Source organism: Streptomyces roseoviridis (genome assembly GCF_039535235.1).
GTDB classification, from domain to species: domain Bacteria; phylum Actinomycetota; class Actinomycetes; order Streptomycetales; family Streptomycetaceae; genus Streptomyces; species Streptomyces roseoviridis.
In genome coordinates, this window is record NZ_BAAAWU010000001.1 from 6,669,833 (window position 1) to 6,690,330 (window position 20,498).

General features: G+C 70.5%; 19 protein-coding genes and 2 pseudogenes. 13 read left to right on the forward strand and 8 right to left on the reverse strand.

The genetic code is table 11. From position 1 onward, the window contains the following. The first annotated feature begins 123 nt into the window (after window positions 1-123). A complete protein-coding gene (locus tag ABD954_RS30170; protein ID WP_345490825.1) occupies window positions 124-1,077 on the forward strand; it encodes a MurR/RpiR family transcriptional regulator in 954 nt (317 codons plus the stop codon). Window positions 1,078-1,511: 434 nt separating this feature from the next. Here ABD954_RS30170 and ABD954_RS30175 read toward each other — a convergent pair. After that, window positions 1,512-1,930 (reverse strand): annotated as a pseudogene (locus tag ABD954_RS30175) (transposase family protein); the annotation flags it as partial. A gap of 508 nt (window positions 1,931-2,438) precedes the next feature. Between ABD954_RS30175 and ABD954_RS30180 the strand changes: the two are divergent. Then, window positions 2,439-2,804, forward strand: coding sequence for a hypothetical protein (locus ABD954_RS30180; RefSeq protein WP_345490827.1), 366 nt, complete (start codon window positions 2,439-2,441; stop codon window positions 2,802-2,804). Between the two features lie 400 nt (window positions 2,805-3,204). On the opposite strand, the gene ABD954_RS30185 is transcribed toward ABD954_RS30180, so the two are convergent. Then, the gene (locus ABD954_RS30185; protein ID WP_345490829.1) at window positions 3,205-3,588 is read right to left on the reverse strand and encodes a hypothetical protein; all 384 of its coding nucleotides are present in this window, start codon (window positions 3,586-3,588) and stop codon (window positions 3,205-3,207) included. 72 nt (window positions 3,589-3,660) lie between these two features. Between ABD954_RS30185 and ABD954_RS30190 the strand changes: the two genes are divergently transcribed. Then, entirely contained in the window at window positions 3,661-4,428 is a 768-nt protein-coding gene (locus tag ABD954_RS30190) for a transposase (RefSeq protein ID WP_345490831.1), read from the forward strand. 50 nt (window positions 4,429-4,478) lie between these two features. Here the strand turns inward: ABD954_RS30190 and ABD954_RS30195 are convergent, their stop codons facing one another. Continuing rightward, a complete protein-coding gene (locus tag ABD954_RS30195; RefSeq protein ID WP_345490833.1) occupies window positions 4,479-4,892 on the reverse strand; it encodes a hypothetical protein in 414 nt (137 codons plus the stop codon). 106 nt (window positions 4,893-4,998) lie between these two features. Between ABD954_RS30195 and ABD954_RS30200 the strand changes: the two are divergent. Continuing rightward, a pseudogene (locus ABD954_RS30200) lies at window positions 4,999-5,797 on the forward strand (IS5 family transposase). Here the strand turns inward: ABD954_RS30200 and ABD954_RS30205 are convergent. Further along, on the reverse strand, window positions 5,769-6,104 hold the full coding sequence (locus tag ABD954_RS30205; protein ID WP_345490835.1) for an ankyrin repeat domain-containing protein: 336 nt from the start codon (window positions 6,102-6,104) through the stop codon (window positions 5,769-5,771). The pseudogene ABD954_RS30200 and the gene ABD954_RS30205 overlap by 29 nt on opposite strands. Before the next feature lie 261 nt (window positions 6,105-6,365). Between ABD954_RS30205 and ABD954_RS30210 the strand changes: the two genes are divergently transcribed. After that, entirely contained in the window at window positions 6,366-6,869 is a 504-nt protein-coding gene (locus tag ABD954_RS30210) for a hypothetical protein (RefSeq protein ID WP_345490837.1), read from the forward strand. Window positions 6,870-6,876: 7 nt separating this feature from the next. Here ABD954_RS30210 and ABD954_RS30215 read toward each other — a convergent pair whose 3' ends face one another. After that, window positions 6,877-7,662 (reverse strand): transposase, encoded by a 786-nt coding sequence (locus ABD954_RS30215; RefSeq protein ID WP_345490839.1) that lies wholly within the window; start codon window positions 7,660-7,662, stop codon window positions 6,877-6,879. A gap of 42 nt (window positions 7,663-7,704) precedes the next feature. Continuing rightward, entirely contained in the window at window positions 7,705-7,902 is a 198-nt protein-coding gene (locus tag ABD954_RS30220; protein WP_345490841.1) for a hypothetical protein, read from the reverse strand. Between the two features lie 676 nt (window positions 7,903-8,578). Between ABD954_RS30220 and ABD954_RS30225 the strand changes: the two genes are divergently transcribed. Beyond that, window positions 8,579-8,854 (forward strand): hypothetical protein, encoded by a 276-nt coding sequence (locus ABD954_RS30225; RefSeq protein ID WP_345490843.1) that lies wholly within the window; start codon window positions 8,579-8,581, stop codon window positions 8,852-8,854. Between the two features lie 423 nt (window positions 8,855-9,277). On the opposite strand, the gene ABD954_RS30230 is transcribed toward ABD954_RS30225, so the two are convergent. Together ABD954_RS30230 and ABD954_RS30235 are read right to left on the reverse strand one after the other, a co-directional pair. Beyond that, a complete protein-coding gene (locus ABD954_RS30230) occupies window positions 9,278-10,324 on the reverse strand; it encodes a TolB-like translocation protein (protein ID WP_345490845.1) in 1,047 nt (348 codons plus the stop codon). Beyond that, a complete protein-coding gene (locus tag ABD954_RS30235; protein WP_345492558.1) occupies window positions 10,321-11,634 on the reverse strand; it encodes an MFS transporter in 1,314 nt (437 codons plus the stop codon). The genes ABD954_RS30230 and ABD954_RS30235 overlap by 4 nt, the downstream gene beginning before the upstream one ends. A 645-nt stretch (window positions 11,635-12,279) precedes the next feature. Here ABD954_RS30235 and ABD954_RS30240 point away from each other — a divergent pair. From ABD954_RS30240 to ABD954_RS30270, 7 genes are all read left to right on the forward strand, one after another. Further along, entirely contained in the window at window positions 12,280-13,587 is a 1,308-nt protein-coding gene (locus ABD954_RS30240) for a hypothetical protein (protein WP_345490847.1), read from the forward strand. Then, window positions 13,584-14,366 (forward strand): WecB/TagA/CpsF family glycosyltransferase, encoded by a 783-nt coding sequence (locus ABD954_RS30245; RefSeq protein ID WP_345490849.1) that lies wholly within the window; start codon window positions 13,584-13,586, stop codon window positions 14,364-14,366. Before ABD954_RS30240 ends, ABD954_RS30245 begins: the two co-directional genes overlap by 4 nt. Then, on the forward strand, window positions 14,366-15,622 hold the full coding sequence (locus ABD954_RS30250) for a nucleotide sugar dehydrogenase (protein WP_345490851.1): 1,257 nt from the start codon (window positions 14,366-14,368) through the stop codon (window positions 15,620-15,622). Before ABD954_RS30245 ends, ABD954_RS30250 begins: the two co-directional genes overlap by 1 nt. A gap of 4 nt (window positions 15,623-15,626) precedes the next feature. Beyond that, on the forward strand, window positions 15,627-16,730 hold the full coding sequence (wecB, locus tag ABD954_RS30255) for a non-hydrolyzing UDP-N-acetylglucosamine 2-epimerase (RefSeq protein WP_345490853.1): 1,104 nt from the start codon (window positions 15,627-15,629) through the stop codon (window positions 16,728-16,730). Between the two features lie 113 nt (window positions 16,731-16,843). After that, window positions 16,844-17,749, forward strand: a complete 906-nt coding sequence (locus tag ABD954_RS30260) for a YveK family protein (protein WP_345490855.1) — start codon at window positions 16,844-16,846, stop codon at window positions 17,747-17,749. A 14-nt stretch (window positions 17,750-17,763) separates the two neighbouring features. Beyond that, window positions 17,764-19,389, forward strand: coding sequence for an oligosaccharide flippase family protein (locus ABD954_RS30265; protein ID WP_345490857.1), 1,626 nt, complete (start codon window positions 17,764-17,766; stop codon window positions 19,387-19,389). A gap of 1 nt (window position 19,390) precedes the next feature. Next, complete coding sequence (locus ABD954_RS30270; protein ID WP_345490858.1) at window positions 19,391-20,434, forward strand: right-handed parallel beta-helix repeat-containing protein; 1,044 nt, start codon at window positions 19,391-19,393, stop codon at window positions 20,432-20,434. Window positions 20,435-20,498: the final 64 nt, after the last annotated feature.

The window sequence follows — 20,498 nt, forward strand, 5'->3', positions numbered from 1 at the left end:
GGGAGCGCGGGGCCGGGCCGTGGGGCCCGGCCCCCGCGCATCCCGTCCGCCCGCGTCTCGGGCCCGGAGTGCCCCGCCCCGTGAACTATCTTGGGCGGCAGCGAGACGAGAGGGAGGCACCCCGTGCCATCTGGGCAGCAGGAGCGCGCACAGGCGGCCGCGATCACACCGGGCAGGCGCTCGGCGGACGCGGACGCGCAGGTGCAGCCGGAGACGGGTTCTCCGGCCGAGCGGGTGCGGGCGCTGTTCGGCGGACACCGCCTCTCGCCCGGGCAGCGGCGCATCGCCCAGTTCCTGATCGACCACCTCACCGAGGCCGCCTTCCTGTCGATCACCGAGCTCGCGGAGCGGGTGGGCGTCAGCCAGCCGTCCGTGACCCGTTTCGCCTCGTCGCTGGGATTCAGCGGCTACCCGGCGCTGCGCGAGGCGCTCCAGCCCATCGCGCTGAGCGCGGTCGCCGGCGCGCCGGGCGAGGGAGAGGGCCAGGGGCGGCTGCGCAACGAGCTCCAGTCCGCCGTCGACGCCGAGATCGAGAACCTCACCGCCCTGCGGCGCGGCGTCTTCGCGGACCCGGACCGGATCCTCGACATCGGCCGCGAGCTGGCCCGGTCCGTGCCCCTCACGGTCCTCGGCCTGCGCATCTCGGTCTCCCTCGCCGAGTACTTCGCCTATGCCGCGCGGCGCATCCACCCGGACGTGCGAGTGGTGACGCGCGGCGGCAGCGTCGCCTACGACGGCCTCCTCCAGGCCCGCGAGGCCGGCGGTACGTGGGTGCTGGCCTTCGCCATGCCGCGGCACGCGAAGGAGACCCTCGCCGTCGTCCGCGCCGCCCGCGCCGCCGGACTGCGAGTCGCGCTCATCTGCGACCTGGCGTTCGGGCCGCTCGTCGACGAGGCCGACGTGGTCTTCACCGCCGGCACCGGGTCGCGGCTCGTCTTCGACTCCTACGCCGCGCCCGGCGTGCTGTCCGCGGCGATCCTCCAGGCGATGGCGGACGCGGACCCGGAGCGGACGCAGACCCGCCTGGAGAAGTACGAGCAGGCCGCCGAGCAGCACGACTTCTTCCTGGACGACTGAGGTCGGAGGGTCGCGCTCCGCATGCGGAGAAGGGCGCGAAGATCCCGGAGATGCATGAAAATTTTCATTCTCTTGCTTTCTCGCCAGTAAGTATATTTACTGAGTGCGCCCCCACGGGCCGCACAGAACACGTCAGGGCCGCCCCCTCCTCCTCAGACGGCCCTCCTGTGTGAACGGCACGCGCCGCGCTCAGCGCGGTGCACTCGCGGCGGCTCCGGTCAACCCCTGGACCGGAGCCGCCGCTTCGTCGCTCGCGTCTGTCACGAGCGGCGACGCGGCGACCACTGGTGCCGCCGGGCGTGATGATGCGTCGCTGTATCCATCGGAGTCGCGTCGGCCGCCAGGTGCTGAGTGGCTCCAGTGATCCGCTAAAGAGTTGTCCCGTACATGATCTCCGACTGCCGTAGCCATGCCTGTCCCGGGTGTCGGCCGCAGGTGTCGGCGTCGATGACGATTTGGTGATCAGTCGAGTACCGGTAGTTCGTCGACCGCTCGGCGATGGTGTGATCTCGGGTGGGCACCAGCGTGCCGTCCACGATGAGCACGGCGTCCCTGGCAAACCGCTTGCGGGGCTGAAGCGCAAGCATGGGCCCAAGGTGGTCGATGATCCGGTCTGCCGCCGACTTGGACACCCCGAACAGGGGGGCGAGCTGGCGCATGCCAGGTTCGTGCGCCAGTACGCCGGGACCAACAGAGCCCTGTCCTCCAGGGGAAGGCTCCACGGCCGGCCCTTGCGGACCGCGTCCGCACCCTCATGCCGCAGCACCGTCGCCGGCTTCCCGAACTGCCGCGGGCTCCGCCCGGTGAAAGGGGCTGTTCAAGCCTGCTCCGACGCCGTGATCACGCCAGCCACATCAAGATCATCCTCTGTGGTGAGGTAGCTCTGGACGACGTTCCACGGAATCCGATGGTGCGACGCAGCGTCGGCGTCAAGAATCGGCGGATGCATGAAGTGAAACCGTCCGACGGGGGGTGCCAACGCGATGCCCGGCGCGACGAACACGGACAAGGACAGGCGACACCCCGATGTCATTCAGGGCAGCCACAGCGACCTGCCGTTCGAAGACGGAACCTTGAGGACGGTCCACGCTGTCAATCCGTTCGGATTCAACCCGGTCAACGCGGAGACGGCCCGAGTCATGGAGCGAGGTGGTCTGCCGATCGTCTCGGCCGCACAGCGCAACAAGTTTCGGGAAGGCCACAGCGGAGGAGGTGGGCGCGGCAGGCTTCGAACTGATCGACGAGGGGGCCGGGGGTCCGCCCGTCCCAGATGTTGGGGACGATGAAGTACACCGACGGCCGAGTCATCACACCGCACGAGGGCGCGTTCGCGTGGCGCATGTACCGGAGGTTTTAGATCAGTGAACATTGGGGACGTCATGAGCTTCCTCGTCGACCACAGAGCTCCGAATGTCACCCCTGGCTATGTCGCGGAGCAGCTGCTCTCCATTTCCTGGATCATCGATCCCAAGGACGGGGCGCAGATATTCCAGACCGGGAAGGAGTGGCTGAAGTCGGACGACCCGTTCCGGGTCGAGGTCGCGATCGGACTGGAGAATCTGACCTATCTGGCCGACTCCTGGGAGGAGCTGGTCGAACTGGCCGAACCCCTCAAGGAGAAGTTCCCCACGATGGTCGCCGACATCGACGCCTGGATGGCGAGGGCTGAAGCCTCGTACGAAAAGCGCCGGACCGGTTCCTACTGGGACGAATACAAGCCCCACTGACGTCCCCTCGACCGACCGGCATCACGCTCTGTCGTCGCTGCGTCCGGACGATGTGGAGGCGCATCTCACTGGGGAGCTGCTGGTTCGCTGGCCCAACGGCGGTCCCGGCACGCGGGAGGGCGCTGGAGCGTGGGAGGCCCGCTCAGTCGTCGAACCACACAACAAGGCGCACGTTGTCGTCACCGTGCTGTGCCGCGAGTTCTTTCATGGCTTTCCAGACGGGTTGCCACTCGCCGCTTTCGGTGACGGCATCTCTGCGGCGGATGGTGACGGATCTGTAGAGCGTGTCCCCGACGAGCCACTCACTTCCTTCGGGCCACTCCCGAACCTCACCGGCTTCGAGACCGACAGCCGCGGCGACTAAGAGCTGTCCCGTAAGTGGTTCTGTGGTCGGTGGGCCTCAGAGGAAGGCCAGCGGGACGTCCTTCTCGATGCAGAGCCGCAGGATGCCCGCCAGCTGGCGGGCATCCTCGATGTGCTGCTGGTGGAGCTGATCGCCGCTCTCCCGTGCCCACTGGTCGGTGATCGCCTCCAGCCGGACCAGGACCGACGCGCACTCGGTAGGTGAGGGGTCCTCACCGCCGGCATCCGGATGATCGAGGAGTGGCGCCAGAGCGGTGGACACCTCGCTCCACGGGCGCTCGCCGCCGAAGCCCCGCATCTCGGAGAGGGCGAACCCCTCGGCCTCGGCCAGACGCCGCCGGAACACGGCAAAGCCGCTGTAGGACCAAGCGACATCCGGACTGTTGTTGTCTCCGTCGCCCGGGAAAAGAACCAGCCCCATGTGCCCTCCCCGCTTGCCGAATACACAGGATCAAGGACATGGGGCAACCTCGGCAACTGAGATGATCTTGTTGTGTCTTGTGTGATCACGGCGTCGGAACCGTCCTGGATAGCCCCGTTCACCGGGCTGAGCCCAAGGCAGTTCGGGAAGCTGGTGACGGTGCTGCGTCGCGCAGGTGCGGACACAGCCCGCAAGGGCCGGCCGTGGAGCCTTCCACTGGAAGACCGGACCTTGCTGGTCACCGCGTACTGGCGCACGAACCTCACCATGCGCCAGCTCGCCCCGCTGTTCGGGGTGTCGAAGTCGGCGGCGGACCGCATCATCGACCACCTTGGACCGATGCTCGCGCTCCGGCCACGCAAGCGGTTCTCCAAGGACACCGTGCTCATCGTGGACGGCACCCTGGTCCCCACCCGCGACCACACGATCGCCGAGCGGTCGAAGAACTACCGGTACTCGACCAACCACCAGGTCGTCATCGACGCCGGCACCCGCTTGGTCGTCGTGGTCGGTCGGCCGCTTGCCGGGAACCGCAACGACTGCAAGGCGTGGGAGGAATCCGGCGCCAAGGCCGCCGTCGGCAAGACGCTCACCATCGCCGACGGCGGCTACCCAGGCACCGGACTCGTCATGCCCCACCGCCGACGCGCGGGCGAAGACCTACCTGAGTGGAAGCAGGCGCACAACAAGTCCCACAAGCAGGTCCGCGCACGCGTCGAGCACGTCTTCGCCCGCATGAAGACCTGGAAGATCCTCCGCGACTGCCGCCTCAAAGGCGACGGTGTCCACCACGCGATGCTCGGCATCGCCCGGATGCACAACCTCGTCCTCGCGGGGTAGACCGGCGGTCACACCGCGACTGATCCTGCCCAGGAGGATCCGGAGATCATTTACGGGACAGCTTTTAGGCCACTCCAGAAGGCCTTGCCCGTCATTCGGAGCCCGTTCGGCGTCTGGCGGTATTGGTGCAGCCGGCTGTCGGGCTTCTCTGCGGGCTCGTCCCAGTCGACGGCCTTCACCTCGGCCCACGTGATCCACGTGGTGCCGTGAAAGCCGTCCTTGCCGTACCACTCGGTCAGCTGTGCGAATCGCGCGCTCACAGTGGCCGAGGCGTCGGCGGGAAAACCTCGGCCTGCGGCCACGGGGCGGAAGTTCGCGTGGTTGCGGACCCCGAAGAGAAACCCGAACGCGTCGTAGTTACGGACGTCGTTGAGAGACCTGAGGTCGTGTGCGCAGTACCAGATCGGCTCCTGATCGTCCTGCGGCGCCCGGTACTCGAGGAAGCCGCTCATGTCTGTACCCATGCCTGGCATTCTCTCGATGCCGTCAAATGGTTTCGTCCGCACCGGACCGATCACCTAAGAGGTCATCTCATTTGGCTAGCCGGTAGGGTGCGGGCTCGTGGTGGGGATTGTTGAGCGGCTGGTGCCGGACGAGTTGTGGGAACTGTTCCAGCGAGTGGTGCCGGAGGCTCCATCGCGCCCTCAGGGCGGCGGCCGGCGCCGGCATGGGGACCGGGAGGTGTTGGCCGCGATCGTCTTTGTGGCGACTTCGGGCTGCACGTGGCAGCAGTTGCCGTCCGCGTCGTTCGGGCCGTCGGGAGCGACAGCCCACCGACGCTTCTCTGAGTGGACGAAGGCCAGAGTGTGGGCCAAGCTCTACCGCCTGGTCCTCACGATCTCGGCTCGCGAGGCGAGCTGGACTGGTCTCGCTGCGCGATCGACTCGGTGAACATGCGGGCCATGAAAAGGGGGACCTGACAGGTCCGAATCCTGTCGATCGGGGCAAGTACGGCTCGAAGATCCACCTGGTCACCGAGCGGACCGGTCTGCCCCTTTCTGTCGGAATCTCGGCAGCCAACCTGCACGACAGCCAGGCCCTGATCCCAATGGTCAAGGGCATACCGCCGATCCGCTCCCGCCGCGGGCCCCGGCGGCGCAGGCCGGGCAAGCTTCACGCCGACAAGGGATATGACTACTCTCACCTGCGGCGATGGTTACGCGGACGTGGTATCACCCACCGCATCGCCCGCAGGGGCGTCGAGTCCTCGCAGCGGCTGGGCCGTCATCGCTGGACCGTCGAACGCACCATGGCCTGGCTCGCCGGCTGCCGCCGGCTCCACCGACGCTACGAACGCAAAGCCGATCACTTCCTTGCCTTCACCACCATCGCCTGCGTCCTCATCTGCTACCGCCGGCGCGCTTGCTGATGTGGTCCCGCAGCAGCTGTATGGCCAGGTCATGATCGTAGGAAGTGGCCAGGTCCAGGGGAGTGTGACCGTCTGGATCAGCGAGTTCAGGATCCGCGCCGAACGCCAGCAGCACGGCAGTGGTGTGCACCGTCAACGGCTGGCCGCTCTGCAGGGCGCCATCCCCCTCGGTGTCGATCGCGTGCGTCAGCAGCGTCATGTTGCTGAAGACCTCATCGGGGTCGGCGCCGTGGGCGAGCAGGCGGGCCAGGGTTTCCGCATCCTCGTGCTCGACCGCAAAGTGGGCTGGTGTCCAGTAGTCGCTCATCGGGGCATTCAACAGCGACCGCGACGCTCCTACCAGCAATATTCCCCACTGGGGGCAACCAAATGAGATGTCCTCTAAGGGCTGTCCCGCAAACGAGTCTGGTGCCGCTCTGGAACACGTGGTCCACTGAGCGATCGAGGTGGGGTTTCAGTGGCCACCTGGTCTCGTCTGCCCTGAGCTGACCAGCTGGATTACACCTGCCTCAGTAGCCCACACCGGCTTCGATAGTCTGCGCTAGTGGCTGACGCTTCACTGAGATTCATGATCGATGCCGATCACGGGCAGTTCTACGTCCAAGACCTTGATCCCTATGACGCGTGGATCGCCGAGCACGCTATGGACCGGGACCTGGCACCCGCCGGCTGGACGGACGAAGCGGTCTACGTCCACCGCATAGGTGTGGAACCGCACTCGATCTCTGTCGGCACGGCTCGGGACGACATGGTCGAGTCGCTCATCACTGTTCACGCGTCCGCGCCCACGACGGACCCGGCGGCCGAGCACATCGTGGAGACCGACCTTGACGCCCCCACGGGTCAGCTCACCATGTCCAGCCCCGGGACCGATCCTGTCGACGGGCCGAGCCTGGCTGTTCCCGCTGGATTGCTCCGTGCTCGCGTCTCCTACATCCCGGCCGAACCACCACCGGTCGACCCTGGTGGCGGTCCTGGTGACCACTTCCTGTACCAGGTGGATCTCTGGCCCTCCGACCGGACGTACGGACTCGTCATCGTCAAGCAGGGGCCGGAAATCTGGGCAGGGTAGGTCCTCCTCATCTACCGCGCGCCTGCCGGCTGAGTGCGAGGTTGTGCAGGCGGGCGATGCCTCTCATCGCGTGATGGGCGCCGTCGCCCTTCAACCGGCAGTCTCGCAGGATCTTCCAGGTCTTCATGCGGGCGAAGGCGTGCTCGACACGGGCGCGGACCTGGCGGTGGGAAGCGTTGTGCTCTTCCTTCCAGGCCGGCAGTTCGCTCTGCCCGTCCTCGCGGCGGTGCGGGATGACCAGGCCGGTGCCCCCGTAGCCGCCGTCGGCGATCACGGTGGCGTTGCCGACGGCGTTCTTGGCGCCGGACAGTGCCCATGCCTTGCAGTCGTTGCGGTTGCCGGGCAACGGCCGGCCGACCACGACAACGCGCCGTGTGTCGGCATCGATGACGACCTGGTGGTTGGTGGAGTACCGGTAGTTCTTCGATCGCTCGGCCACCGTATGGTCGCGAGTGGGGACCAAGGTGCCGTCCACGATGAGGACGGTGCTCTTGCGGAATCGCCTGCGCGGCTTGAGCGCGAGCAGAGGGCCGAGGTGGCTGACGATGCGGTTGGCCGCGGACTTCGAGACGCCGAACAGCGGGGCGAGTTGCCGCAACGTCAAGTTGGTACGCCAGTAGGCCGTGACCAGCAGAACCCGATCCTCCAGCGGCAGGCTCCACGGCCGGCCTCTGCGAACCGCGTCAGCCCCCTCGTGCCGCAGTTGTGCCACCAACGTGCCGAAACAGCGGGGGCTCAACTCGGTGAACGGGGCTATCCAGGACGGCTGCGACGCCGTGATCACACTAGCCACGGCGGGAGCCTCACACGGTTCTCGCCGTGGCTGGTGCGTTAATCACTTGCTGGACAGGCGGAGGTCGCCGGACCAGGTTTCACATCGGACACGGCCGGAGTCGAAGGTGATCTCCAGGGCGATCCGCCCACTGTCCGGGATGCTCTCTTCGCTGACTGCCAGCACCGTCTCGCCGAGGTGATCTGCGAATGGGGTCTCGCCGCTGACAGGCGCCACCTCGACGCGGCCTGACTCCGCCATGTCGTACCCCGCGAAGGGGGGCCGATGTCTCCACGATCAGGCACCAATCCGAACCGGTCGTGATGCGCGTGGAGACTGCTTCGCTGTCGATCAGCCACACGTCCAGTGGGCCGGACGGAGCCTCTGAGTCGTACAGGTGCCACGAGGCGGCTACTTGCTCAAGACGGCGTCCCACCAGGAGGTCAGGACGCACACCGACCCCGTGCAACGGGCACTCGCTCACTACCTTCGACTCCACGCGTCGACCGTACTGTCAGGCGAACCCCCAGCTCACGTCCTTATACGGGACATCCCTTAGGCATACGTGAGCTGCCTGCCAGGGGGTTCTGTGGTGGGAACAGCGCCCAGACGGCCTTCCGTAGCAGTATGGACCGCAGCTCTGACCGTGGTCCGGTGTAGACGGTGTTGCCGTTGCTGCCGCATTCGTGTGGACGGGACTTGCCTGGGTAGGAGGGGCCGCTGTCGTGCAGCCGCTCGGTGTGTCCTCTGCAATGGTGGAGGATGCGCCCGAGCAGCGGTGGGCTTCTCCTGACGGGGCGTCCCGTCGTTCCTCCGCCGGTGATACCTCGGCCGAGGCCAGCGGTGGTCGGCGAGGTCACAAGCCTGCGTCTGGGGAGCCTTTCCGATGAGGGACCTGCAGCGTCGCCCCTCAGTTGGACGACAAGAAGGAGCTTTTGTGAGGATTAAGGATATTGTCTACCGGGTCTTCATGGATTGCACCTCGGAGTATTTCTCGATGTCGCCCATCGGTTTCACTCCGGCACCGGCTCTGTATAACCCTGCCCGTGCTGCGGCACGGCAGGAACTGGAAGGTCGCCTCGGGTCGGTTTGGGACGACGGCTATCGGGACTTCCTCTCGATCACTGATGGTATGAGCGGACTACAGTTGGTGTTCCTGGGGGTTAAGGATTGGTCTCCGGGGGATTGGCTGAAGCTGCTTTGGGGCTCTTGAAGGACTTCCGTGATATCGGTCTTCTGGATGATGCGGGGATCGATGCGAGCGTGAGGTTGATGCCCGTGGCGCTGAATGAGGACACTAGTGTCGCCGTTTTTATGGGCAACATGAGCCCCACCGTGCACTTCTGGTGGATCGGAGAAGGGGATGGCTACTTCTTCGAGAACTTTTGCCGATGTCCTTACGTATGTGGCTGGCCAAGGAGTCCCACGGTCGCGTGAGTCTCCGGCCTGAACTGCGACATTCCGATGTGATATCCGTCTGCCGACGCCGTCGCCTGGGTGGATGACGCCTATAAGCGGTGGGCCGGCGACCCCGTCCCAGTGGCGCTTCACGGTCGACTGGCGAGGCTGGTCCCCCCGCCGGCCCGTCGTTCTCCGCGCGTCGCCCCGGCGACGGACGCGGCGCGCGATGGCCCCTCTACCCGGCGTGTCCAGCCGCCGGGGCCGGTGGTGCCAGGGCGCTCTTCAGGAGGAGGCGGGGGCTTCCGCTGCCGTCGGCCGGGACCGTCCACACGTCGTCGGTGCGCGCGCCGGTGTCCGCCGGAAGCGCGTAGGCGAGCGTGGCGTCGTCGAGCCAGACGGCCTGGTCGTCCACGCTGCGGCGCTCGGCGAGCGGCGTGGACTTCATCGTGCGCAGGTCGAGGACGTGCTCCCGCCAGAGGGCGGCCGTGCCGAGGACGCGCTTCTTGTACGCGACGCGGGTGCCGTCGGGCGAGAGCGAGGGGCACTCGACGTTGCGGGTCAGGGCGGTGACCGTACGGGCCCTGAGGGAGCCGCGGACCAGGTGGGTCTGGTCGCGGGTGCTCAGGGTGGCGTAGAAGGTGTCGTCGTCGGCCGCGAAGGTGACGCCCCAGAAGTTGACGTCCCGGTTGCGGTACGGGCGGCCGTCCAGGACCACCGTGAACTCCTCCAGGTTCGGGCTGAGCCGCCAGCCTCGGGTGTCGAGGATCGCGGTGCGGGTGGAGAAGAAGGCCGTCCCGTACGACTCGCCCTTCACGAACACCGTCCACGCGGCCAGCCGGCCGCTGGGGGAGACACGGGCGCGGCTCGGGATGCCGGCCAGCGGATACGTCCGGAGGGTGCCCAGCCGCTCGTCCAGGATCACCGCACGGTAGGACGGGCGGCCGAGAAGGGTGGTCGCCTGGAGGCAGACCCCGGTGCCGGCGGCCGCGTGGAAGCGCAGACAGCTCACGTCCGAGGTCGTACGGGTCGCGCCGGCCGGGGCGTCGGCCGGGACCGAGACCAGCCGGTCGCGGTGCGGGCCCGCCGCCGTGTTGCGGAAGACCAGGCGGCCCGGCTCGTCCAGGGCGATCCGCCCGCTCGTGAAGGCCGGGCCGCCCGGCCGGGGCCGGTCGTCCTCGGCGGCCCGGCCGGCCGCCGACAGCACCGACCAGGTGCCGACGCCGGCGAGCAGCAGGACCCCGGCGGCGAGGATCAGCAGGCGGCGCAGCGGAGTGAGGGTCATCGCGGATCTCCCGTGAGGCGCGCCGGGCGCGCGGGGCGAGCGGGGCGCAGGGCGACGCCGGCGGCGGCCGCGCAGCAGGCGAGGCCCGCGGCCGCCGCGGCGAGCGCCGGGCCGTCGCCCCACGCGGCCCACGCGGCGCCGAAGGCCAGGGAACAGCAGAAGCGGGCCAGCGCCTGACCGGTGCCGACCAGGGCGATGCCACTGGCCCGCAGCCGCTCGGGCACCACGGCGGCGACCGCCGCCGGCAGCACGCCGTCGGTGGCGGCGTAGAACAGTCCGTGGAGCACCAGGACCAGATACGGCAGCGCGGGCGTGGCCGGCGCCCAGAGCAACAGCGCGTACGCGAGCAGCAGTCCGGCGTGCCCCGCGAGGAAGACCGCACGCCGCCCCACCCGGTCGGCGAGCCGCCCGGCCGGCAGGGCGAGCAGCAGGAAGACCGCCGCCGTACCGAGCGGCAGCAGCGGGAACAGTTGCTCGTCGATCCCCGTACGGCGCTGCACCAGCAGATAGAGGAAGGCGTCGCTGACCGTGGTCAGGCCGAGGAGCACGGCGCAGCCGAACAGCGCCCGCAGCCGCCGGGACCGCAGCAGCCCGAACGCGGCCCGCAGGTCGGTCCCTTCCTCCCGGGGCGCCCCGGCCGCGGGGACTTCCGCCGCCTTCCCGCCACCGCCCGCGGACTTCTTCCCGCTCGGTACGAACAGCACCAGGACCAGCACGCCGAGCGCGGCCACGCACCCGCTCACGGCGAACACCGCGTCGTAACCCCCCGCCGCCGCACCGAGGACGAGGAACGCGACGATCGGGCCGAGCAGCGCCCCCGTCGTGTCCATGGCGCGGTGCACGCCGAAGGCCCGGCCCTGGTGCTCCGGCGGCGCGGACAGCGAGATCAGCGCGTCCCGTGGAGCGGTGCGCAGGCCCTTGCCCGTACGGTCGAGCGCGAGGGCCGCGCCCAGCGCGCCCAGGTGCGGCACCAGCAGCAGCGGCTTGCACAGCGCCGACAGGCCGTAACCGATCCCCGCCACCAGCTTGTGGTCGCGCACCCGGTCCGCCAGATGACCGCCGGTGAGCTGCACGAGGGCGCTCACCCCGTTCTGCACCCCGTCCAGCACGCCGAAGCCCAGCGGGCTCAGTCCGAGGCCCACCACCAGGTACAGGGGCAGCACGGCGGTGACCATCTCGGTGGAGACGTCCGTGACCAGGCTGACCGTACCGAGCGCCAGGACGGTCGGGGAGACCGCCCGGACCGTGCCGCGGACGCGGTCCGGCGCGGAGGTCGACCCGCGCGGTGCGGAGCGATCGGCCAGGTACACAGTCAAGGACCCCCACTGCCGTGAACGGGTGAACGCGCGCCCACTGTAACGCCGGACGTCCGCCGCGACGGCGCGATCGGTGCGGCTTCGCGACCGCTTGCCACCAATTCCGCGAAAGGCCTCATCGTCACCGTGTTGTGCGCCTATCTTCCCGTTGTACGCTGCGAGTTGAGCACAACGTTCGCGCTGTGCGCAGGGGGTGTCCGTGGGGGGTTCCACCGGCAGGAGGCCGAAGCGCCGACGCTTCGACGCCGACTGTCCTTCTCATCATGCTCGTCGCGCCCGGGGTCGTGGGGCCCGGGCCCTACCGCACACCGGCCCGCCCGAGCCCCGGGCGTCGGCCGGATAGACGCGCCGGCACGCGGGGCGGCTCCCCGCAGGGTGCCGCGCTTGCGTCCCGCGCGCCCTGCGCCGTCCTGTGCCGCACCGCGCCGCGCCGTGCCGTGCCGCACCGTGTCACGCCGCGGAGCGCCCAGCGCCCTTCCACCACAGCCGGCCGACCCGTCAACTCAACCGGTCGGCCGGTAGATCAGTCAGTCGTTCCGTCAGTGACCCGGACCAGCCGCTCTGGCCCGGACCGACCCGAGGGGGGTGGGTGTGTCCGTTCGTCCTGCCAACACACCCGAAGATCCACGCAGTTCACGGATGACGGAGCTCGCCCGAGCCGACCGTCCGCTGCACGACCTCGCCACCCGCCTGCTCGCGGTGGCCGAGCGGGGACTCCCGCGGATGCTCCTGCCGGAGGGGACCGGCTTCGTCTTCACCCGGGCCGCCCGCCGCACCGGCGACGGCTCCTGGAGCCTGGAGCAGCGCGGCACCAGCACCCGCTACGCCGCCATCACCGCGCTCGGCGCCCGCTTCCTGCCCGCCGAACGGCAGCGCGCCGTCCTCGGCGGCCGCACCGCCGAGGAGTTCACCGGCCTGCTGATCGAGCGGCTGCCCGCGGTGCGCAACCTCGGCGACGCCGCCCTCGTCGCCTGGGCCGCCGCCGAGACCGGCCACCCCAAACTGTCCGACGCCCTCGACCGGGTCACCGCCCTCGACCCGCCCGGCCGGCCCCGCTACACGGTCGAGGCCGCCTGGGTGCTCTCCGCGCTCGCCGCCGCCCGCGCCACGCTCGACGTGGAGGACCGCCTCAGGAGTGCCCGGGACCGGCTGCTGCGCGCCCGGATCGACGGCGGCCCGCTCTTCCCGCACGCCACCGGGCCCGGCCTCACCCCCTGGTACCGCGCCCACATCGGCTGCTTCGCCGACCAGACCTACCCGATCCAGGCCCTCGCCCGCGCCCACGCCGGCGGCGACGACCCCGAGGCCCTGGCCGCCGCCGACGCCTGCGCCACCCGCATCTGCGCCCTCCAGGGCGACGGCGGCCAGTGGTGGTGGCACTACGACGCCCGGCGCGGCACCGTCGTCGAGGGCTACCCGGTCTACAGCGTCCACCAGCACGCGATGGCCCCCACCGCCCTGCTCGACCTCGCCGAGGCCGGCGGCACCGACTTCGCCGCGCCCGTCCGCCGCGGCCTGCGCTGGATGACCGAGGTCCCCGAACTCGCCGGCGCCGGCGCGGCCGAGCCGATGATCCATGACGACCTCGGCGTCACCTGGCGCAAGGTCCACCGCGGCGACCCGAAGAAGGCGGTGCGCGCCGCCCGCGGTCTCACCACGCGCGTGCTGCCCGGCGCCCGGCTCGGCCCGCTCGACGCCGTGTTCCGTCCCACCGCGGTGGACCGCGAGTGCCGCCCGTACGAGTTCGGCTGGATGCTCTTCGCCTGGCTGGGCGGCCTCGGCGACGGCGGCGCCCACGACGGCGGCGTCCACGACGGCGGCGCCCGACCGACCCGCCTCCACGACGGCGGCGTCCACGACGAGGGCGACCGACAGACCCGCCTCCACGACGACGGCGTCCACGACGACGGCGACCGTGGCACCACCCCGAAGGGCGGCCAGAGATGACCACACGACAGAACCTGTTCGGCGTCACCCTCGACGCCCTCACCATGGACCAGACCGTGACCCGCTGCCTCGACGCCGTACGCACCGGCGAACGCCTCGAGATCGGCGTCGTCAACGCCGCCAAGCTGGTCAACATGCGCCGCGACCCCGCCCTCGCCCGCGCCGTCTCCGGCTGCGACCTCGTGCTCGCCGACGGGCAGGCCGTCGTGTGGGCCGGCCGGCTGCTGCGCCGGCCGCTGCCCGAACGCGTCGCCGGCATCGACCTGTTCATGCGGCTGCTCGCCGAAGCCGAGCGCGAAGGACTCTCCGTCTACTTCCTCGGCGCCCGCCAGGACGTCCTGGAGAAGATGCTCCGCCAGGTCGCCACCCGCTTCCCCGGTCTGCGCGTCGCCGGCAGCCGCAACGGCTACTTCGACGACGACCGGCAGCCCGAGATCGCCGACGCCATCGCCGCCAGCGGCGCCCACATGCTGTTCCTCGGCATGACCTCGCCCAAGAAGGAGATCTTCACCGCCGGTTACGGCGAGCGCACCCGGGTGGCCCTCGTCCACGGAGTCGGCGGATCCTTCGACATCCTCGCCGGCGTCACCCGGCGCGCCCCCGAACGCTGGCAGCGGCTCGGCCTCGAATGGCTCTACCGCGCCCTCCAGGAGCCGCGCCGCCTCGGCCGCCGCTACCTCACCACCAACGTCTCCTTCGCCCTCATGACGGCACGGGAGCTGCTCCGCCCCGTGCCGACCGTCGGCACCGCCAGCACCGTGACAAGGGGGGAATCCTGATGCGCGTCGTCGTCGTGGGACAGGGATACGTCGGCCTGCCGCTCGCCGTCCGGGCCGCCGAGGCCGGACACGAGGTCATCGGCTACGACGTGGACGCCGAACGGGTCAAGAGCCTCACCGCCGGGGAGTCGTACGTCGAGGACGTCTCCTCGGACCGCATCCGCGCCGCCACCGAGGCCGGCACCTACCGGGCCAGCGACTCCGTGCGGGACTGCGGCGGCTTCGACGTCGCCGTCGTCACCGTGCCGACCCCGCTGCACGAGGGCACCCCCGACCTGCGCTACATCGAGGAGTCGGCCCGCGCCCTCGCCCGCTATCTGCGTCCCGGTGCCACCGTGATCCTGGAGTCCACCACCTACCCCGGCACCACCCAGGAACTGTTCGGCCCCCTCCTCGAAGAGGGCTCCGGGCTCGTCGCCGGGGCCGACTTCCACCTCGGCTACAGCCCCGAGCGGATCGACCCCGGCAACCCGGTGTGGGGCTTCGAGCAGACCCCCAAGGTCGTCTCCGGCGTGGACGCGGCCTCCCTCAAGGCCGTCCAGGACTTCTACGACGGACTGGTCGACACCACCGTCCCGGTCGACTCGCCCAAGGAGGCCGAGCTCGCCAAACTCCTGGAGAACACCTTCCGTCACGTCAACATCGCCCTCGTCAACGAGATAGCGATGTTCGCCCGCCACCTCGACATCGACGTGTGGCAGGCCATCGACGCCGCCTCCAGCAAGCCCTTCGGCTTCATGCGCTTCACCCCCGGGCCGGGCGTCGGCGGACACTGCCTGCCCATCGACCCCTCGTACCTGTCCTGGCGGGTGCAGCGCGAACTCGGCCAGAGCTTCCGCTTCGTCGAGCTCGCCAACGACATCAACAACCACATGCCCGACTACGTCACCCGGCGCCTGGTCAACGCCTTCAACACCCGCAAGCGGGCCGTCAACGGCTCCCGGATCCTCCTCCTCGGCCTCGCCTACAAGAAGAACACCGGCGACGCCCGCGAGTCGCCCGCCGTGCGCATCTCCCAACTCCTCCTGGACATGGGCGCGGAGGTCCGGGCCACCGACCCGCACGTGGTCGAGGGCCACCGGGTCGACCAGCGGCTCGTCCGCGTCGACCTCACCCAGGAGGAGCTCGCCGCGGCCGACGCGGTGGTGCTGCTCACCGACCACGACGCCTTCGACTACGCACTCGTCGAGGCCCACGCCGCCTATGTGCTCGACTGCCGGCGCCGGCTGAGCGGTCCCAGGATCGAGGTGCTCTGACCCCATGCGGATCATCTGCGTCGCGGGCGCGCGCCCCAACTACATGAAGATCAAACCGGTGATGGACGCCCTGGAGGCCCGGGGCGCCGAGGTGCTCCTCGTCCACACCGGACAGCACTACGACCCGGCCATGAACGACGTCTTCTTCCACGACCTCGGCCTGCGCCCGCCCGACCGCTTCCTCGGCGTCGGCTCCGGGAGCCACGCCGCCCAGACCGGCCGCGTCATGACCGCCTTCGAACCGCTCGTCGAGGAGATCGCCCCCGACCTCGTCGTCGTGGTCGGCGACGTCAACTCCACCCTCGCCTGCGCCCTCGTCACGGCCAAGGCCGGCCCGCTGCTCGCCCATGTCGAGGCCGGCCTGCGCAGCCGCGACTGGTCCATGCCCGAGGAGGTCAACCGGGTCGCCACCGACCGGGTCAGCGACTACCTCCTCGCGCCCTCCGACGACGCCGCCGACAACCTGCGCGCCGAGGGGTACCGGGACGACCAGATCCACGTCGTCGGCAACGTCATGATCGACACGCTGTTCGCCAACCGGGAACGGGCGAGGCAGTCCGGTGCCCTGGCCGAACTGGGCGTATCGGAGGGCGAGTACGGACTCGTCACCCTGCACCGCCCGGCCAACGTCGACGACCCCGACATCCTCGCCGGCCTCCTCAAGGGCCTCGGCGAGGTCGCCGCCCACTGCCCCCTCGTCCTGCCGGTGCACCCCCGCGCCGCGGGGAAACTGCACGCGCTCGGCGTCCCCGGCGGCATCCGGCTCGTCCCGCCCGCCGGCTACCTCGACTTCATCGCCCTCCAGGCCGGCGCACGGATCGTCCTCACCGACTCGGGCGGCGTCCAGGAGGAGACCACCGCCCTCGGCGTCCCCTGCGTCACCCTCCGGGACAACACCGAACGCCCGATCACCGTCGAGCAGGGCACCAACGTGCTGGCCGGCCGCGACCCCGCCCGCATCCTCGCCACCGCCGTCCGGCTCCTCGACGACCCGCCGCCGCCGCGCCGCCCCGGACTCTGGGACGGGAAGGCGGGCGAACGCATCGCGGAGGTCCTGCTGGAGGGAGGCACCGCCGGCACCCGCCCCCGGCCCACCGACCACCGCTGAACCGCACACGTGGGTGATCGCGAAGGGCTCACAACCCGACGCGATCCCACCTATCCTCATCTGCGGGACGGCAGTTGAGCTGCCGCCACACGGGGCGCGCAAGGGGGAACGCCATGGACCTCGCAGAGATCTTCCGGGTCATGTGCCGGCGGTGGTACGTCCTCGTGCCCGGACTGCTGCTCACCGCCGGCCTCACGGTCGGGGCGTGGCTGCTCGTGCCCGTCTCGTACGAGTCGCAGAGCACCGTCGCCATGCTCAACTCCCGCAAGGGCGCGGCGGCGGACGGCAACCCCTTCCTCAGCATGGAGCCCTCGCTGACCGGCATGGCCGACAGCCTCGCCCGCAACGTCAACTCCGACGCGTCCAAGGCCGAGCTGAAGGAACGGGGCCTCACCCTGAAGTACGAGGCCAAGATCGCCGACAACGCCCAGGGGCCGCTGCTCTGGCTCACCGTGACCGGTGAGGACAGGGCGGCCGTCCTGAAGGGCAACACGACGCTGATGGCCTTCACCGCCCAGCGGCTCGAACACCTCCAGGCCGAGCAGTCGGTGCCCGCCGACGCCATGATCCGGATCACCACCATCGTCCCGCCGCAGAACCCCGAGGCCCAGCTCAAGTCCAAGATCCAGAACCTGGTCATGGCCGCCGGACTCGGCATCGTCCTGAGCCTGGTGGCCACCTTCTTCGCGGAGGCCCGCCGCCGCGGCCGCACCCCGAGGAAGCACCGCCAGGAGCCCGACCGCGTGCCGGACTCCCGGCCGGCTCCCGGGGCGACCGCACCCGCCCGCCCCGCCGACCTGGGAGGTGACCTCTCGGACGGGCTCCTGCGGGGCACGGACGGGCGGACCGGCGACCCGGCCGACGACCCGGCCGACGACCCGGCGGCCGAAGCGCCCGGCGACCCGGCCGACGACGACGCCGCCCCGGAGCGGCAGCCCGACCAGCCCACCGTCCAGCTGCCCGTCCTGCCCGTGGCCGAGCGGCGCCCCGCCAAGCGTCCGCCGTCCTGGGTGAAGTGACGAGGACCCCGCCCGTGGAGACCAGCGCCCCCGCGCCCGCCGCCGCCCCCGCCGCTGACGACGGCCAGGCGTCCCTGGGGACCAAGGTCCGCTCGGCCACCCGGTGGAGCCTGATCAACACCATGGTGATGCGGCTCGGCAACTTCGCCACCGGCATCGTCCTGGTCCGCTACGTCCTCGACCCGGCCGCCTGGGGCGTGTACGGCGTCGCCCAGACCGTCCTCATGGTGCTGCTCGCCGCCAACGAACTCGGCGTCACCCTCGCCATCGTCCGCTGGGAGGGCGACGTACGGCGGTTCGCGCCCACCGTCCTCACCCTCGGCGCCCTCTCCAGCGGCCTGCTCTACCTCCTCCTGTTCGCCTGTGCCCCGGCCGTCGCCGCCCTCCTCGGCTCCTCCGAGGCCACCGCCGTGCTGCGGGTGATGTGCCTGTGCCTGGTGCTCGACGGACTCTCCCAGGTGCCCGCCGGTGTCCTGACCCGTGAGTTCCGCCAGGGCCGCCGGATGGTCGTCGACGCCCTGAACTTCGTCGTCAGCACCACGGTCACCCTGGTCCTCGCCCTCCAGGGCTGGGGCGCCATGAGCTTCGCCTGCGGCGCCGTGGCCGGCAACGTGGTGGCCCTCGCGGGCTGCGCGCTCGCCGCCCCCGGCATGCTGCGCTTCGGCTGGGACGCCGCACAGGCCAGGGCCCTGCTCCGGTTCGGCCTGCCGCTCGCCGGAGCCAGCCTGCTCTCCCTCGCCGTGGTCAACGCGGACGCGATGATCGTCGGAGCGGTCCTCGGCAACATCGCCCTCGGCTACTACATGCTCGCCTTCAACATGGCCGGCTGGCCGGTCCGCGTCATCTCCGAGACCGCCCGCCGGGTCGCCTTCGCCGGCTTCTCCCGCCTCGCCGGCACCCCCGAGGCCCTCTCCGCGGGCTTCGCGCGGGCCCTCGGCGTCCTCATGACCGCCACCGTCCCGGCCTGCGTACTGCTCGGCGGACTCGCCGGCCCCCTCGTGGAGCTGGTGTACGGGGCGAAGTGGCGGCCCGCCGCCGAGGCGCTGCCCTGGCTGATGGCCCTCGGCCTCGCCCGGATCGCCGCCGAGCTCACGTACGACTGCCTCGTCGCCGTCGGCCGGCGCCGCTCGCTCCTGCTCATCCAGGGCCTGTGGCTGGTCACCCTCGTCCCGGTGCTGATCCTGGCGGCCCGCGCCGGAGGCATCGCGACCGTCGGCGCCGGGCACGTCGCCGTCGCCGGAGCGGTCGTCCTGCCCGCCTTCCTCCTGGCCCTGCGGCACGGCGGCATCGCGGTCCGGGCGCTCGCCCGGGTCTGTGTGCGGCCGGTGCTCGGCGGCGTCCTCATGGCCACCGCCGTGGTCCTGCTGCGGCAGCGCCTGGGGGAGGGACCGGCCGCCCTGTGCGCCACGAGTGTCATCGGGCTCGCGTGTCACGGCCTGTGCGTGCTGCCCGGCCGCAGACTGGTGCGCGGCGCACTCGCCCGGCGCAGCCGGGGCCGGGCGGTCGCGCCGGCGGCGGACCCGTCCGACGGGGCCGACGCGGCCTCCGCGGCGGACGGTGCGTCCGTGGCGGACGGTGCGTCCACCGTTCCCTCCGTACCGGCGCGGAAGCGGCCGGCCGGCCCGGCCCACGAGCGATGAGGTGAGTCCCCTGACCCGACCCGGCCGCCGCAAGGTCCTCGGAGCGGCACTGCTGAGCGCCGTCCTGCTCTTCTCCCTGTTCACCTTCACCGGACTCGGACAGAAGGCGCTCTGCCTCGGCGGCGCCGCCCTGTGCGACTCCCGCGCCATCACCGCGCCCGGCACCACCGCCCCGCCGCCGTCCGGCCCCGGCACCGCGGACGGCAAACCGCCCGCCCCCAAGGGCTGCGCGAGACCGCGCGACTGCGGCTACCCGGACGACACCACCACCGGCCCGCGGATCGCCACCCTGACCCCGCAGAACACCGGCAACGCCGCCATCCGCACCGACGGCACCGTCATCCGGGGCTGGGACATCACCGGCTCCCTCGACATCTACGCCAACGACGTCACCGTCATCGACAGCCGCATCACCTCCACCAACTGGTGGGGCATCAACCTGCGCCCCGGCTACTCCGGACTGCGCGTGCTGCACACCACCATCACCGCCGTGCCCGGCAAGGGTCCCAACAACGGCGGCTCGGACTACGCGGTCTCCAACATGAGCACCAGCTCGGTCGAGGTCGGCCACTGCGACATCTCCGTCTTCGGCGACGCCCTCTCGATGGGGCAGGGCAACCTGCACGACAACTACGTCCACGACATCAGCCCGTACAAGAACCTCGACGGGGAGTGGCAGCACACCAACGCCGTCATCAGCAACGGCGGCGGCAAGGGCAAACTGATCATCCGTCACAACACGCTGCTCAACCCGACCCCCGTCGAGAAGGGCGCCTCCGCCGCCATCGGCCTCTTCGCCGACAGCGCGCCCGTCACGCACACCGTCGTCGACGACAACTGGCTGGCGGGCGGGGCCTACACGCTCTACGCCGGAGGCAAGGGCTCGACCGGTATCGAGGTCACCGACAACGTCTTCTCGCCCCAGTACTACCCGGCCGGCGGCAAGTACGGAGCCGTCGCCTACTGGAACCCCGACGGCGAGGGCAACGTCTGGCGCGGCAACCGGATGGCGGACGGGACACCGGTGGTTCCCGCCCAGCCCTGAGCCGGGCCACGCCCCGCGAAGCCGGCCCCGATTTCATGTGATCGGCTGATAAATCCCCACCGCA